The sequence below is a fragment of the Nonomuraea sp. NPDC049655 genome, assembly GCF_044465465.1.
In the GTDB taxonomy this organism is placed as follows: Bacteria; Actinomycetota; Actinomycetes; order Streptosporangiales; family Streptosporangiaceae; genus Nonomuraea.
The window spans coordinates 365996-381301 of the sequence record NZ_JBITLS010000003.1 but is presented as its reverse complement, the minus strand read 5'-3'; the positions used below and the strand labels follow the sequence as shown (position 1 = coordinate 381301).

Below are 15306 nucleotides of genomic sequence, written 5' to 3'. Positions count from 1 at the left end.
GAAAAACGTGTGAGCGTCCGCCGCGCCATCGGCACAGCCCCTGGGGGCCGCCGAACGGCGACCCGACCGCAGAGCTGTGCCTCAGCAGCTCAGGTCACGCTCGGGCAGGCGGCCCGTCACCAGGAAGTCGGTGACGGCACGGTCACCGCAGGCGTTGCCGTTGGCCAGATACACCCCGTGACCACTGGAGTCCACCGCGACCATCCGGGCCCGCTGCCCGAGCGCCGCACGCATCTTCAGCGCCCCGCTGTAGGGCGTGGCCGGATCCCGCAGATTCTGGATCAGCAGGACGTTGGCCGGACCCCGCGAACCGATCCGCGTGGCTCGCTCGGCAGGCCGGAACGGCCAGTACGCACACGGCCCCAGATTCACCGGCATGCCCGCCGTCAACGGGTAGGCGGCCCGGCTGCGCCGCACCTGCTGCTCGTGCCGGGCGAGCGAGCTCGGCCACACCACGTCGTTGCACATCGTGGCACCGGCGTGCGCGGCGGTGTTCTGCAGAGCGGCCTGCGGCGGCTGGTTCGGCGCGGGCAGCTCGTCGCCGCTCAGCGCGGCCTTCAACAGCCCGGCCAGCATCGGGTAATTCGCCCGCGAGTACAGCGCGTTGAGCAGGGTCTCCCGCAGCAGGTTGCCGGTCAGCCGCTGCTCCGGCCCGGACCCCGGCCAGGCGAGCGGCTCACGGTCCAGCCGGGCGGCCAGCTCCAGGAACGTCCGGCGCACCGCGGCCACGTCGGCGCCCAGTCCGTAGTCGCCGTCACGCGCGGCCGCCCACGCGCCGAAGTCGGGGAAGGCGTCCTGCACACCGACGGCGTAGTTGGCCAGCCACTGGCGCGCCACCTTGCGCGGATCGGGGTCGTCATTGCTGTCGAGGATCACCCGATCGGTGGTGCCGGGGAACATCGTGGCGTGCACGGCGCCCGCGTAGGTGCCGTACGAGACGCCCCAGTAGGAGATCTTGTCCTCGCCGAGCGCCACCCGGATCCGGTCGATGTCCCTGGCGTGGTTGCGGGTGCTGATGTGCCGGATCAGCGGCCCGCCGTTACGGGCGCACGCCTCGGCGATCCGGCGCGACCACGCCGCGTTCCCGGCGATCCCGCCGTCGGCGTCGGGGTAGGGCTTCAGACGCGTCAGCGACAGGTCGGCGGGCGCGAGCCCGCACGAGACCGGCGAGCTCTCACCGACGCCACGCGGGTCGAACCCGACGATGTCGAAGCGGTCGAGCACGTCCTTGGGCAGCTTCTTCACCAGGGTGCTGGGCCGGTTCAGCCCCGGGCTGCCCGGACCGCCCGGGATGATCAGCAACACGCCACGGCGCACGTCGGGGCGAGCCGTCCTGATCCTCGACACCGCCAGCGTGACCGACGGGCCGCCGGCGACGGAGTAGTCCATCGGCACCTCGATCGTCGTGCACTCCTGGCGGGGATCGACGCCCTCGCCCGGCCGGCAGGAGCTCCACGAGGTGACGGCGGCATTCGCCGGAGCCGCCAGAAGGGTGGCCGTCAGGGCGGACGCGGACAACAGGGCAAGGGATTTCATCAGGGGCCTTTCGGTTCCGGTGGGGACGTCCACGACTCTGCCGGGTCGTTGATCGCCGAACCAGAGACCTCGTCACCGGCCGCCCGTGACCTCATCACGAAACCGACAAATCACCCACCACCGGAACCAGTACATCCGTCACCAACTCCCCAGGAGGCGTGCACCCCGGATCCGACACATACACCTCCCGCACCGCACCCCTCACCACCAGCCGCCGCTCAGCACACCACGCCAGCACAGCATGCACCGTCAACGCGATCTGGTCATAAGGCCCCACATGAGTCGCCCGCGCGAACACCCCACCCGGCAACACCCCCACCTCGAACCCCTGACCGACCTCCCCATCGTCGTCCAGCAACAACGCCACCCGGACGTCCACCACCTCACCCACATCAACCGGAAACAACCCCACCAACCGCACCGGCCCGAACCCCTCCGGCAACCCCGCCACCAACCGCGCCACCGCCGCGGACGTAGCCCGCCCCACATCCTCCAACCCCGCCGCCCGCTCACCCACGAACGCCGCCCGCCCCCCGCCCTGCCGCACCACATCCACCTCAGCCGCCGGCAACCCCACAGCCAGCACCCGCTCCAACGACGCCAACGTCCGCCGCCGCCGCGCCAACTCCACCTCCAACGACACCCGAACCGACTCCAAAGCCCCCACCTCCCCCGACAACACCCGCCCCACCACCGCCAACGGCACATCCAACGACCGCAACAACCCGATCGACAACGCCTCCCGCGCCTGATCGGCCCGGTAATACCGGTAACCCGTCACCTCATCCACATACGCCGGACGCAACAACCCCAACTCGTCGTAATGCCGCAACTGCTTCACACTCAACCGACCAAGCCGCGCAAACTGCCCAATCGGCAGCAACTCCTCATCCACCACCACACCCACCCTCACGTAACGTCAGACCCATGACCCTGTCCATCGGCCAAGTCGCCAAACTGGCCGGCATCACCGTACGAACCCTCCACCACTACGACGAAATCGCCCTCCTCACCCCCAGCCAACGCACCACCGCCGGCTACCGCCGCTACACCGACGACGACCTCCTCCGCCTCCAGCAAATCCTCCTCTACCGCGAACTCGGCTTCCCCCTCGAACAGATCACCGACATCCTCGACCACCCCCACACCGACCACCTCACCCACCTCCACCGCCAACACCAACTCCTCACCCGCAAAGCCCAACGCCTCCACCAGGTCATCACCAATGTCGAACGCGCCATCCAAGCCCACACCCACCACCTCCCCCTCACCCCCCAAGAACGCTTCGACGTCTTCGGCCACTTCACCCCCGAAGACCACCACGCCGAAGTCCAACGCCGCTGGGGCCACACCGACGCCTACGCCGAAAGCCGCCGCCGCGCCGCCGCCCACACCAAGACCGACTGGCTCCAGCTCACCGCCGAAGCCACCGCCATCGACGACGACATGCGCGCCGCCCACGCCCGCGGACTCGCCCCCGACCACCCCGACGTCATGGACATCGCAGAACGCCACCGCGCCCACATCACCCGCTGGTTCTACGACTGCACGCCCGAACTCCACCGCGGCCTCGGCGACCTCTACGCCACCGACCCCCGCTTCACCGCCACCTACGACGACCGCGCCCCCGGCCTGGCCGCGTACTACCGCCAGGCCATCCACGCCAACGCCCGCCGCGCCTGACCTGGTTGCAGGGTTTTTCTGGTTGGAAGAGCTGGATTGTGTCCAGACCCGACACCTTTACAATGTAGATTTCTAAGCTGGGAGGTCCAGCGCGGCCGCCGTCAGTGCGCGCGCCCGGCGGGGCGAGGTCAACAGCTCCACCGTGTCCGACAACTGGTCCACGCACCCCGCCACCGGCAGCCCCCTGACCACCGGATCCGTCACCGACGCCATCAGCGACCGCGCGAACCGCTCCCCGCCGATCACCCGGAACGGCCGGTCGTGGAACCCCCGCACCCCCTCCTCCAGCCGCTCGGTCAGCGCCATGCGGTTCTGCAGCGCCGCCAGCCGTCCGTACGCCGCCGTCAGGCCCTCCTCCCGCTCGCGCCACGACCGCGCCGCCATCGCCGCCCCCAGCGCCTCGCCCAGCTCGGCCGAGCCCGGCAGCCGGGTCAGCGCGCTGCCCAGCCATTTCGGGTACGGCGGGTAGCGGCGCCGCAGCAGCAACGCCAGCCGCATCACCTCCCGCGCCAGCCGCGCCCCCACCACGGCCGACCCCAGCTCGTCCCCCACCTCCGCGCACCGCCCCGGGAACGGCTCCTCCTGGCCGATGCGCTGCCACTGGCAGGCCAGCACGTACCGCCACACGTCCTGCGGATACCAGCGCAACGCCTGCCGGGCCGCCTCCAGCCCCACACCCGGCAACCCGTCGCAGAAGACCTCACCGCCCGTCACCTCGGCCAGCGTCTGCCACGGCACGGACAACCAGTCCAGCAGGGACACGCCCGCACGCGGATCGAACCCGAGCCGCCCGACCAGCCACTCCCCCAGCTCGGCGACCACCACCCCCGGCTGCCGCACCCCGTGGTACTCGAACACGGTGTCAAAACCCCCGAACCGGTCGGGCAGCCCCGCCGTCACCCGCTCCCGTACCGGCTCCACCTGACCGGCGGGCACGAACAGCAGGACCCGCGGCCCCCAGTCGTGGTCGGCCGAGCGGGCCGTGTCGAACGCGAGCACCTCAGACCCCGGGCCGATCAGCGCGGCGCTGTGCCGCACCCCGGGAAGCAGCGGCGCGACGACTTCGCCGTAGAAGGCACGAGAAAGCTCAATACCAGGCACAAAGTTGGACATCACGCCGTCAACTCTGCACGAGCACCGCCCGAACCTCACCCGGTTTTCCCAGCGCCGATGACAGCGTGGTGACCGACCGGACACGCCAGGGGGAGGGACCCGTTGAGCAAGGTCGTCGCCGACATCTCGGTATCGCTGGACGGCTACGTCACCGGCCCCGACCCCGGCCTCGAACACGGCCTCGGCACCGGCGGCGAACTGCTGCACGCCTGGGCCCGCCGGCCCACCGACGTCGACGCGCGCGTCCTGGGCGGCGCGGTCCGCGCCACCGGCGCCGTCATCATGGGACGGCGCACCTTCGACGTGGTCGACGGCCCCTACGGGTGGGGCGACCCGCTCGGCTACGGCTCGGCCCACGAGCAGGCGCAGGCCACGCCCGTGTTCGTCGTCACCCACGTCCCGCCCTCAGCGGTACGCCGGCCCGAACTGTTCACCTTCGTCACCGACGGCCCGGCCGCGGCCGTCGAGCACGCCCGCACCGTGGCCGGGAACGGCGACATCGTCTTCATGGGCGGCGCCGACCTGATCGGCCAGGCCACCGACGAAGGGCTGCTCGACGAGCTGCGCCTGCACCTGGTGCCGCTGCTGCTCGGCGCGGGCACCCGCCTGTTCGCCCAGGTGCGCCCCCGCCAGTGGGAGCCGGTCGAGACGCACTTCTCCCCCCTGGCCACCCACCTGACCTACCGCGCCATCACCTGACCCGCCGCCTTCGAGCGGGGGGTCAGCCGGCGACGTGGCAGGCCAGCACCAGGCGCCGGCGGTAGCCGATCCGCTCGTACACCTTGATCGCCGCAGCGTTGACGTCGTCCACCATCAGCGCCGCGCGGCCGTGCGTGGCCACGAGCTGGGACGACATCCAGCCGCACACCCGCTCGGCCAGCCCCCGCCCGCGGAAGCGGGCGGCCGTCGCGACCCCGGCCAGCAAACCCACCGACGGCGCCGACCACGCGTCGGCCGCCACCGCCGCCAGCTCGCGCCCCACCCGCACACCCGCCCAGCGCCGCACCCCGGCCGCGCCCGGCACCGCGTACGACGAGGGCGCGTCCCCGGCCAGCAGCGCCGTGATCTCCTGCTCGGCGTCGCCGTCCAGCCAGCCGACCACCGGCGGCGGGCCGGCGTCCAGGGGGGCGGCGTCCAAGGGTGCGGCGCCGGCCTGGCCGGTGCGAGCGCCGGCCGGCGGCCCCTGCAGGCTCATCCAGGAGAACGCGCCGCTCTCCCGCACGCCCTCCAGCCTCGCCGCGACCCGCCGCATCAGCTCCCGCTCGCCCAGCGGCCGGTAGGTGGGCCCCAGCTCGGCCAGCGCGTGCCGGACCAGCTCGGCCGCGTCGCCCGGGTCGCCCCACACCGCCAGCCGGTCGTGCCGGGCGATGCCCGGGGCGGCGGCCACCACCGCCTGCCGTAACGCCCAGGCGCGGGCCTGACCGCTCAGGTCCTGGGCCGTCCACACGACCAGGTCGTCGTCGCCGCACGCGGCCCGCAGCGCGCCCGGGTCGCCGAGCCGGTGGATCACAAGATCTCGCCCGGCCGGTACGCGGCGGCCTGCGGGTGCTCGGCCACGACCTGCCCCACCTGCCGCACCACCTCGGCCACCTGCGCCGCGGCCGCGCCGGTGAAGGAGACCCGGTCGGCCAGCAGCGCCTCCAGCTCGGCGCGGTCCAGCGGGAAACGCTCGTCGCCGCCCAGCAGGTCCAGCAGCTCGTTGGACGCGCCCCGCGACCGCATCGCCAGCGCCGCCGCCACCGCGTGCTCCTTGATCAGCTCGTGGGCCTGCTCGCGGCCCATGCCGGCGCGCACGGCGGCCATCAGCATCTTCGTCGTGCCCAGGAACGGCAGGTAGCGGCCCAGCTCGGCCGAGATCACCGCCGGGAACGCGCCGAACTCCTCCAGCACCGTCAGCATCGTCTCCACCAGCCCGTCGAAGGCGAAGAACGCGTCCGGCAGCGCGACCCGGCGCACCACCGAGCAGGACACGTCGCCCTCGTTCCACTGGTCGCCGGCCAGCTCGCCCACCATCGAGGCGTAGCCGCGCAGCACCACGGTCAGGCCGTTGACGCGTTCGCAGGAGCGGGTGTTCATCTTGTGGGGCATCGCCGAGGAGCCGACCTGCCCCTCCTTGAACCCCTCGGTGACCAGCTCGTGCCCGGCCATCAGCCGGATCGTCTTGGCCAGCGAGGACGGCGCGGCCGCCAGCTGCACCAGCGCCGAGACCACCTCGAAGTCCAGGGACCGCGGGTAGACCTGCCCGACGCTGGTCAGCCGCCGGGAGAACCCCAGGTGGGCGGTGACCTTCTCCTCCAGCTCGGCCAGCCTGTCCTGCCGGCCGCCCAGCAGGTCGAGCATGTCCTGGGAGGTGCCGACCGGGCCCTTGACGCCGCGCAGCGGGTAGCGGCCGATCAGCTCCTCCAGCCGGTGGTAGCCGGCCAGCAGCTCGTCGGCGGCCGAGGCGAACCGCTTGCCCAGCGTCGTCGCCTGCGCCGCCACGTTGTGCGAACGCCCGGCCATGACGGTGGCGGTGTGCTCCTCGGCCAGGGAGGCCAGGCGGGCCAGCAGCGCCACGACGCGGTCGCGGACCAGCAGCAGGCTGTCGCGGATCTGCAGCTGCTCGACGTTCTCGGTCAGGTCGCGCGAGGTCATGCCCTTGTGCACCTGCTCGTGCCCGGCCAGCGCGTTGAACTCCTCGATGCGCGCCTTGACGTCGTGGCGGGTGACGCGCTCGCGCGCCGCGATCGAGTCCAGGTCGACCTGCTCGACCACCTTCTCGTAGTCGGCGACCGCGCCCTCGGGCACCGCCACCCCGAGCTCGGCCTGCGCCCGCAGCACCGCCAGCCACAACCGCCGCTCAGCGATGATCTTGTACTCGGGAGACCACAGGCGGGCCAGCCCGGGTGAGGCGTAGCGGGCGGCCAGGACGTTCGGGATGCGCGGCTTGGAAGTCACGTTGGACAAGTCTATTCACACCCCGTCACCCCCACCGCATCCAGCCCGCACAGGCTTCCCGGCGGCCGCGTCCGCCCTCACGCAGGGGCGCTGACCAGCGCCGTCACGCGCCCGGCCGGACGCGCGCCATGTTTCCGCCCGCCCTGGCCGGTAAGTACAGGAAGTCGCGAGGACCCGACCAGAAAGGCATGAACATGAGCACCGACGACAAGATCCGCAACAAGGCCCAGGAGCTCAAGGGACGCGCCAAGGAGAACATCGGCGACGCCACCGACAACGAGAGCCTCCAGGCCGAAGGCCGCGCCGACCAGACCGAAGGCGGCCTGAAGCAGGCGGGCGAGAAGGTCAAGGACGCCGGCAAGAAGGTCAAGGACGCCTTCAAGAAGTGACCGCCGCGGCCTTGGGGGGCGGCGCGGCGGGTCGTTTCGACCTCGCACCGCACCGCCTCCCCCGCTTCCCGGTCACCGGCCCCCGCTACCGGGCCGGCCGGACCGTCGTCGGAAGCGCGGGCCCCGCGTCGGCTAGCTGTTGCACTCCCGGGACAGGACCTTGCCGGTCTTGGCGTCCGTGCAGGTCTTGCACGTACGGTCCGGGCTCCCCGTGATCGGCTCCTTGGTGGTCTTGCACTCGCGCTCGGTCGACTGCTCCGGCTGCTTGGTCTTCTGCTCGCAGTACTGCTTCTTGTACCCGCCGCCCTTCTTGTCGCGGCAGTAGTAGCACCGCTTGTTGCCTTCCTCCAGGTATTTGCACTTGGGCGCGTTCCCGGCGGCGCCGCCCGCGGCACAGTCGGCAAGCGCGGACGACGTGGCGGGCGTGGCGGTGGTGGCGTGGACTTTCTCCCCCAGTGCCTGCGAGGCCATCGAAGGGGCGAGGGCGGCAGCGACAAGGGCGCTCACGGCGCATGCTTCCTTGAACACGTTTCCTCCCACAGGACATCTTCCTCTGGCCCCTCCATCGTGACCCGTTATTACCGGCAACCGTCAAGGCATCCGCCCGGAATTTATTTTCCGGCCTCGAACGCATTTCTCCGCCCGAAACATCGGGCCGCCCGCTCATGACACCGCCGAGCCCGACGCCGAAAGCACGCTTTACTTTGTCCCCCTTCTCTTTGTCCGCGCTCGGCCGCGTAGCTTGTCGTTGTTTCCACGGTAGAGATGAGCATTGCTCACCATGACCGGCGGGGGCGCGCTCGGCCGAAAAACACGTGGGGCCTCCGCGTTCGGCCGGAGGCCCCACGTCAGCATGACCCGGAGTCGATCACCGACTGTCAGGTGCTGCCATATCGAGTTCCCTTATAGTAGTTCAGCCACCAGCTGTAGTACTGGTTCGACTGCCACGGTATGCATCGCGCCTGACGCGCCTTGACGTGATAGCAGAATGTCACTTCCGCCTTGAAGCCGTGCCGGTACGCGTCGATCGAGCAGTACTTCAGCAGAGTGTTGAAGCACTCCGACTTCGGTCGCTGCCGGTTCCACAGCGGCTGGAGTTCGAAGTCGTCCTTCGGGTTCGGGCTCGACGGCTTGGTCGGCCCGGTGGCCTCGTACGACTTGCAGGTGACTTCCCTGGAGCTGGTGTGGGTGGTCGTCACACCCCCGCTCGGCGCAAGCTCGCCGTCGACTTCGATGGCGGTGCCGAACTCGTTGTCGTACTTGGTGTTCATGAAGCACGCTTCGCCCATGCTCTTGAGGACGAGGTTGTTCCTGATGTATTTGGCTTCCGCGGAGTTCGCCTTCTTCTCCATCGGCCATACTCGGACATAGTTGACGAACGTTCCGCGATCGGAGGCGGGGAAGTTGTTGTCGTGGGCGAAATCCCAGACGTCTCTGGTGGGCCCGTGCTCAACGCTGTAGTTCCCGAACCAGTATGAGTGGGCGTCTACGGTGACACCCCACCCCTTGCGCTTCTTGCTGGTGCCGGTGTATTCGTTCGCTATCAATGTCTCCGATACTTTGAATCCCGGCTTCTCGGCGTTCCAGCATCCGTGGGGCGCGCCCTTGTTGAAGAAGCACTGCCCGACCAGTTTCTTGATGTCCGCATCGGGGTCCGAGTAGGGGTCGTTGGGGTCGTTCGAGCATGCTGACTGCGTGCTGAGCCCCCGGGAAAGGGAGCCGGGAATGGAGCCGGGGCAGGCGCCGGGGTCCATGTGATCCGAGGAGTCCTCGAAGCATTCGAGAGGCTGCTCGATGATGGTCAGGCCGCCGCATCTGTCGAAGACGAACACCGAGACGGTGAACTCGCTCGGCTCGACCTGACCAGACGCGCCGGACCCGATCGAGCGGGTTGCCGCCACCCGGCTCGCGCCGGCCGTCTGGGTCTGCCAGGTTCGCTTCGTCTCGACGGAGACGCGGACCGTGCCGTTGTCCCCGGCCGCTACGACCGCATTGCCGAGGGTCACGGCAGAACTCGCACGCGATTCACCCAGTGCCTGCGCTTCCGCGCGCTGGTCCAGGAGAAGGCTGTTCAGCAGCGAGAGCTGAGCGGTGATCGAAGCGGTCGGCACGACCCCGGGCGCGTCCCAGATGGTGGCGGCACGCCCCTCCAGCACCGCGTCTTGCGCGTCGTAGTAGGACTTGACACGAGCGATGTACTCCTGAGCCCCCGAATCACCGGCCGCCTGGGCGCCGACCGCTCTGCTGCCCTGTTCCAGGACGCACGTGTCCCTGCCCGTGGGGGGTGGAGGCACCGCCTTGGGCGTGACTGAGGCACTCTCCCAGTCACCGGTCCCCAGAGCGGTCTTGGCACGCACCTTCACCGTGTAGACCGAGCCGTTCGTCAGACCGGTGATCGCAGCGTACGGGTCCTTGACGTCGAGGGTCTTGACGACGGCGCCACCGTTGTCGGTCACCTCGACGTCGTAACCGTCGAGCATGGCCACACTGCCGTTGGTTTCGGGCAGCCCCCAGCTCGCGACAGCGCCGCCGTCCCCCGCCTGGGTGGCGAGGTTGAGCACTTTGCTCGGCGGTCCAGCCGGCAGATAGGTGAGAGCCAAGGACGGCTGCTCAGACGCTGTCGTCTCGCCGAAGGTGATCACCTCGTCCTTGTCGGAGGTGAGCAGGAGCCACTGGTACTCACTCCCCGCGATGTCAGCCTCTGGAGCGGACAAGGGCAGCGAGTCGGGGGTGCCGGTCGTATCGGCGTCGCCGGGAAGATCTGACCCTCTGCTGCTTCCGGTGACCGGGCTCTTCAACGGCGTCGCGGTGATGACCGCATCGGCCGGGCACGTCCCTCCTGCACAGGTAGGAGCCCCGAGTTTGAGCATGCCCTCGGACACGCCGGCCCCGTCGGGCAGTTCGTCCAGCTTGAATCCGATGGCAGCGGCCGTCTTGTCGGTGCCGGTGCCGCCGATCCGGATCACCGTGTCGTCGGTCACCGTGCAGGGCGCGCCGTCGCAGGCGGCCGGGTCGGTCTTGGCCGACTTGATGACGAAGTTGTCCTTGCCCAGGGTCAGGTGCCGCACGTCCTCCACCGGTGGTGGCGGGGGCGTGCCCGGGGTGGTGAAGGAGACCGGCGCGGTCTTGGGCGTGCAGACCTCCTCGAGCATCGGGGTGGTCGGCGTGGTGGGGTCGGTCGGCGTGGTCGTCGGGGTGGGGGTGGGCGTCGGGGTCGGGGGTGCGCCGACCGGGGCCTGCATGTCCGCCTGGATCTCGGCGGCGGTCTGCGCGCGGCTGTAGATGCGCAGTTCGTCGATCGCGCCGCCGAAGTACTCGCCCCAGTTGGTGTTGGCGCCGATCTGCAGGGCGCCGCCGGAGTCCTCCAGAGCGCCGACGGCCTTCTGCGCGACCTGTTGCCCGTTGACGTACAGGCGGGCGGTGGTGCCGTCGTGGGTGACCGCCAGGTGGGACCAGGTGCCGGTGGAGAGCGCCGCCGTGCCGTCGACCTGCTGGTGGACGCCGCCGGAACGCAGCCAGCTGCTGGGGGCCGTGCCGTTGGAGGCGTACAGGCCGTAGCCGACGCCGCCCGTGTAGTCCTTGAAGGCGACGCTGCGCCAACCGCTCACGCTGGTGGGGTTGACCCATGCGGACATGGTCATGCCCCGCGGCAGCACCAGGCCGGCGTCGTGCGGGACGGAGACCTTGCTGGACGTGCCGTTGAAGGACAGCGCCTTGCCGTACTTGCCGGCGGTCCAGGTCGTGTTCTGGGCGGTTCCGGTGTTGTTCTTGCCGGAGACGTCGCCGACGCTCGTGCCGGCGCCCTCGTTCATGCCGTAGGCCGCCACGAGCCCCTGGGGAAGCGGCGTGGGGGTCGGCGTCGGTGTGGGCGTGGGGGCCGGCGTGTCGCCCGGCGTCGTGGTGCCGCCCTGGCCGACGGCGCAGGCCACCATCTGCCACTTGTAGGTGCTGCCGGGCTGGACCGTGTCGGCCGGGATCTGGAAGGAGGCGCGTTCGCCGCCGCTGACGTTCCGGGTCCCGAGCGGAGCCGACCCGACCGGGGTTCCGGCGTTGTCGTACAGGTAGTACTTGGCGGTCACCGGCCCGCCGGAGGGGCGGTTGACCATGCCGGACAGGATCGGCTGGACAGGGTCGGCCATGCCGGTCTCGGTGTCGGTGGGCAGCGTCGCCGCGTCGGAGGTGATGCGGTAGGCCGGGCTCTCGTTGCAGGACGGCGGCGTCACCCCGGTCCGGCACGCCTTGACCACGAACTTGAAGCTGGCCGGATTGTCCAGCGAGAAGATCCTCTCCGGGATCTGACCGGCGGGCACGCCGTTGTTCGTCGTCGTGCCGGGAGCGGTGACCATCGTGCGCAGGTCGGCCGGCGACAGCACCCGCTGGTAGGCGTGGACGTCGTCGATCGCGCCGGTGAAGGGCGTGTGGTCACCGGCGATCTGCCCCTTGCCGAACTGGAAGGCGCCGCGGGCGTTCCAGTTCGCGGTGTGATCGCGTTCGTCGGCCAGCTCGCCGTCGACGAACAACCGGATCTTGTGAGCGGTCTGGTCGTACTGGACGGCCACATGGCTCCATCGGCCCACCCGGGCGATGTTCTTGGAGACCGCCCACTGTTCATAGATCCGATCGGGGATGTCCTGGGTGACCATGGTGAGAACCCACCGCTGATCGACCTCGGGCACCGTCGAGCGGGCGTAGGCCAGGGTGAAGGCGGGCTGGTTGACGCCCTGCTGGGAGAAGACCACCTGGTCCTCGGCGCTGTCCTCCAGCTTGACCCAGGCCGTCACCGTGTAACTCTGATCGGTGTTGAGCACCGGCCCGGCGGTGGCGCCGGTGCCGCCGGACAGCTTGAGAGCCTGGCCGACCTGCCCGGGGACGCGGCTGTAGGCGCCGGTCAGGGTGGCGTTCAGGTTGTGGCCGGAGGCGTCGGCCGCGGTGGCTCCGGACGTCTCGTCCAGCTTCCAGTAGGCGGCCTCGCCGGTGGGAAGCTGCGCGGGGGGCGGGGCCATGGTGGAGTCGTTGACGCTGACGGTGTAGTCGAGCGGGGTGGCCTCGGGCACGCCGGACTTGTAGGTGACCTTCACCGCCGTGGAGCGGGCGATGGCGTCATTGCCGCTCAGAGAGTCGATGGACTCGGCGGCCACAGTCGGGATCTCCGGCGGCAGCACCCAGTCCACGCTCAGCTTGGGCACGTTCTGGCCGAACATCTGCGCCCAGAAGTCGAAGTTCTCGCTGGCGTTGGAGGGGGGCGTGGTCTCGGTGCCCAGTTGCAGCATCAGCCCGTGGTTGGGGGTGCCGCCGGCCCAGGCCTGAGCCATCGCGGTCAGATCCCAGCTCCACACCGCCCCGGCGGTCTGCGGCTGGATGCACGGATTGATCGAGGAGCGTCCGTCGGGGGTGGTGGCGGGCTGCCTGCTCCAGAACGTGTCGTCGGCCACCCAGGCTTCGGTGATCCGGTGCGCGAAGATCGACTGGTAGTTGACCAGGCAGGAGCTGGCGTTGGCCCGCAGGGTCAGCTGCATGGTGGCCTTGAGCACGTTCCGGTTGGCGATCGACGTGGTGTCGAAGGCCATCAGCGCCCGCAGCGTCTCCGGCCTGTCGGCGCAGGTCTGGTTGGGCCACGTCCCGGTGCAGTACCGGTAGTTCTGGCGGCCGACCCTGCCCGGGGAGATCTGGGAGTTGGGCGACATGATCCCCACCTCTTGGGTGACGCCCAGAGTGGTGGTGGGATCAACGGTCACCGGGTACCGGGTGGCCGGGTCGGCCAGCCAGGCCGGGTCCGGCTTCAGCACCAGGACGGTCCGGCCGTCCTTGCTCTCCACGCTCGTCCTGACCTTGGCCTCGCGGCCCGGCCGGCCGTCGGCGGTGTCGGCCGCGGCGGCGTCCCACATCCGGGGCGCCGGAGCCGACAGGGCGGTCTTGCCCTTGCTGTTCTTCAGCGCCAGCCCGCCCCCCTTCGACATCGAGAGCGTCAAGCCGTCGGTCTCCACCGGCAGCCGGAACTCCACCGGCTTCGTGGGCCGCTCGCGCAGGACGACGTCGTGCCGGAACCCGGTGGGCAGGGCCGTGGCCACGAGATCGGCGCCGGGCCCGGCGGCGTCGGCGTACCGGGCCTTGTCGCCGGTGATCTCCGGGCGTGGCAGCGGCGCGCCCCAGGACAGGGCGACCCGCTGTTTCCCGTCATGTGCCAGTGAGGCGAACGGGCCGTCGCCCCCCAGCGAGAAGCTCACGTCGGCCTTGGCCAGCTTCGGCCTCAGCACGCCGTCCCGCTCCACCAGGCTCGTGTCGATCCGGCCCCAGCCGCCATCGGCCTGTTTGAGCTGCACCGGCCCGTCGTAGGCCTGGGTGGTCAGGTGCCCGTCGGGATAGGCCCACACGCGGGCGGACTCGGTGAAGGCCGCCTCCACCGGCACCGGCTGCCCCGACCTGCGCGCCTGGGCCACCGCCGCCCGCAGCGGCGCGTCCGGATCCTCCGGCTTGGGGAAGGTCGTCATCGACGGAGGAGCGGGGGTCGCGGTCGGAGCCGGTTCGGGATCGGCCGACGCCACCGTGGCGCCGGCCACCAGCAGCGACGCCGCCACCATGAGCGTCGCGGCGACGGCGAGGCGCCGAGGCGGCTTCCCGCTCACCATTGCCGCGCTGACTAACTTGTTCACTGACACCCACAATCTGTGCCGAGTCGGATTAGCAAACAAGATTTACCTACGGTCAAGATCGCCGGGCAACAAGATCAGGGATCACAATAAGGTAAACATAAAATCTGTAACGGCCGCCTTCTCCGGCACGATATACCTGGCCGAATTACTGGTAATTGCCATTCTCACAACACGCGGAGTGGCAAGGCGATCACGCCTGCAAAACCGGCCCTCCACGGCGCACTGTGGTGCCCGCGTCCCCCATAACCACCACAGCCCAGCCCGCTGTGGACCAAATGAACACGTTGCCGCCCGCCGACCGCAGAAATCACATATGAAGCACCTGGCCCCGCGCCAGAAAACCGAATTCCCGCAACGATAGGAACGGCGCATGCCCCATGCCGACGGAACACACCGCGACCGCCGCATTCTCCTCCGCCGGGCGGCAGCAGTGCTCAGCGCGCTCCTGATGAGCGCCTCTCTCGTGGCCGGCGCCACGACCCCCGCGCACGCCGCCGGCGGCTGCGCCGACAGGTCGCAGAACGGCTGGACCATCCGGCTCTGCGCCAGCAAGAACGGGCTCGACCTGATCTCCGACATGTACGTCATCGCCAAGGGACAGACCGGCAACGGCTGCAGAGGCGAAGGCCACGCCACCTCATCCGGCCAGCCGATGGGATACCTCGACCTCACCGGCTGCGCCAACATCGCCGTCAACGCCCACTACGTCATCGCCTCGCAATGGGCGGTCGGCGGCGCGCAGGTCACGCGGTCATCTTCGAGAGCCTCTACCCCTTCCGCACACTGTTCGACCAGAGCGCCTCCTTCAACGACGTGTGACGCCCCCGACCCGGTGAGGCCCAGCCGCACCCCGAACGGCCGGATGCCCGGCGCGAGGTGAGAAACCTCGCACCGGGCATCCACGACCCACCCCGGCCCCGGGGCCGCCCGGGGGGGGGGCCCGGGGGGGCCGCGCCCCGCGGCGGGGGGGGGGACCTTGGGCCGGGCGTGGGGGCGGG

11 protein-coding genes are annotated in these 15306 nt (G+C 70.2%); 4 read left to right on the top strand and 7 right to left on the bottom strand.

Annotation, left to right across the window (positions count from 1 at the left end):
• Window positions 1-81 precede the first annotated feature (81 nt).
• Together ACIBQ6_RS11460 and ACIBQ6_RS11455 are read right to left on the bottom strand one after the other, a co-directional pair.
• Complete coding sequence (locus ACIBQ6_RS11460) at window positions 82-1536, bottom strand: alpha/beta hydrolase (RefSeq protein ID WP_397211365.1); 1455 nt, start codon at window positions 1534-1536, stop codon at window positions 82-84.
• Window positions 1537-1630: 94 nt separating this feature from the next.
• Window positions 1631-2434 carry a MerR family transcriptional regulator gene (locus tag ACIBQ6_RS11455; RefSeq protein ID WP_397211363.1) on the bottom strand — a complete coding sequence of 268 codons (804 nt, stop codon included), beginning with the start codon at window positions 2432-2434 and terminating at the stop codon, window positions 1631-1633.
• Between the two features lie 29 nt (window positions 2435-2463).
• On the opposite strand from ACIBQ6_RS11455, the gene ACIBQ6_RS11450 reads away from it, so the two are divergent.
• A complete protein-coding gene (locus ACIBQ6_RS11450; RefSeq protein ID WP_397211361.1) occupies window positions 2464-3219 on the top strand; it encodes a MerR family transcriptional regulator in 756 nt (251 codons plus the stop codon).
• Window positions 3220-3291: 72 nt separating this feature from the next.
• Here ACIBQ6_RS11450 and ACIBQ6_RS11445 read toward each other — a convergent pair whose 3' ends face one another.
• Complete coding sequence (locus ACIBQ6_RS11445) at window positions 3292-4320, bottom strand: DUF4037 domain-containing protein (protein WP_397211359.1); 1029 nt, start codon at window positions 4318-4320, stop codon at window positions 3292-3294.
• Between the two features lie 114 nt (window positions 4321-4434).
• Between ACIBQ6_RS11445 and ACIBQ6_RS11440 the strand changes: the two genes are divergently transcribed.
• Entirely contained in the window at window positions 4435-5031 is a 597-nt protein-coding gene (locus ACIBQ6_RS11440) for a dihydrofolate reductase family protein (RefSeq protein WP_397211357.1), read from the top strand.
• Window positions 5032-5053: 22 nt separating this feature from the next.
• Here ACIBQ6_RS11440 and ACIBQ6_RS11435 read toward each other — a convergent pair whose 3' ends face one another.
• Window positions 5054-5842, bottom strand: coding sequence for a GNAT family N-acetyltransferase (locus ACIBQ6_RS11435; protein ID WP_397211355.1), 789 nt, complete (start codon window positions 5840-5842; stop codon window positions 5054-5056).
• Window positions 5839-7269, bottom strand: a complete 1431-nt coding sequence (gene purB / locus ACIBQ6_RS11430) for an adenylosuccinate lyase (protein WP_387675298.1) — start codon at window positions 7267-7269, stop codon at window positions 5839-5841. The genes ACIBQ6_RS11435 and purB overlap by 4 nt, the downstream gene beginning before the upstream one ends.
• Window positions 7270-7463: 194 nt before the next feature.
• On the opposite strand from purB, the gene ACIBQ6_RS11425 reads away from it, so the two are divergent.
• Window positions 7464-7658, top strand: coding sequence for a CsbD family protein (locus ACIBQ6_RS11425; RefSeq protein WP_352350685.1), 195 nt, complete (start codon window positions 7464-7466; stop codon window positions 7656-7658).
• Between the two features lie 132 nt (window positions 7659-7790).
• On the opposite strand, the gene ACIBQ6_RS11420 is transcribed toward ACIBQ6_RS11425, so the two are convergent.
• Entirely contained in the window at window positions 7791-8165 is a 375-nt protein-coding gene (locus ACIBQ6_RS11420) for a hypothetical protein (RefSeq protein WP_397211353.1), read from the bottom strand.
• Between the two features lie 371 nt (window positions 8166-8536).
• Window positions 8537-14308: a LamG-like jellyroll fold domain-containing protein gene (locus ACIBQ6_RS11415; protein ID WP_397211351.1), complete on the bottom strand. Its 5772-nt coding sequence runs from the start codon at window positions 14306-14308 to the stop codon at window positions 8537-8539.
• Between the two features lie 448 nt (window positions 14309-14756).
• On the opposite strand from ACIBQ6_RS11415, the gene ACIBQ6_RS11410 reads away from it, so the two are divergent.
• Entirely contained in the window at window positions 14757-15188 is a 432-nt protein-coding gene (locus ACIBQ6_RS11410; protein WP_397211350.1) for a hypothetical protein, read from the top strand.
• Window positions 15189-15306: the final 118 nt, after the last annotated feature.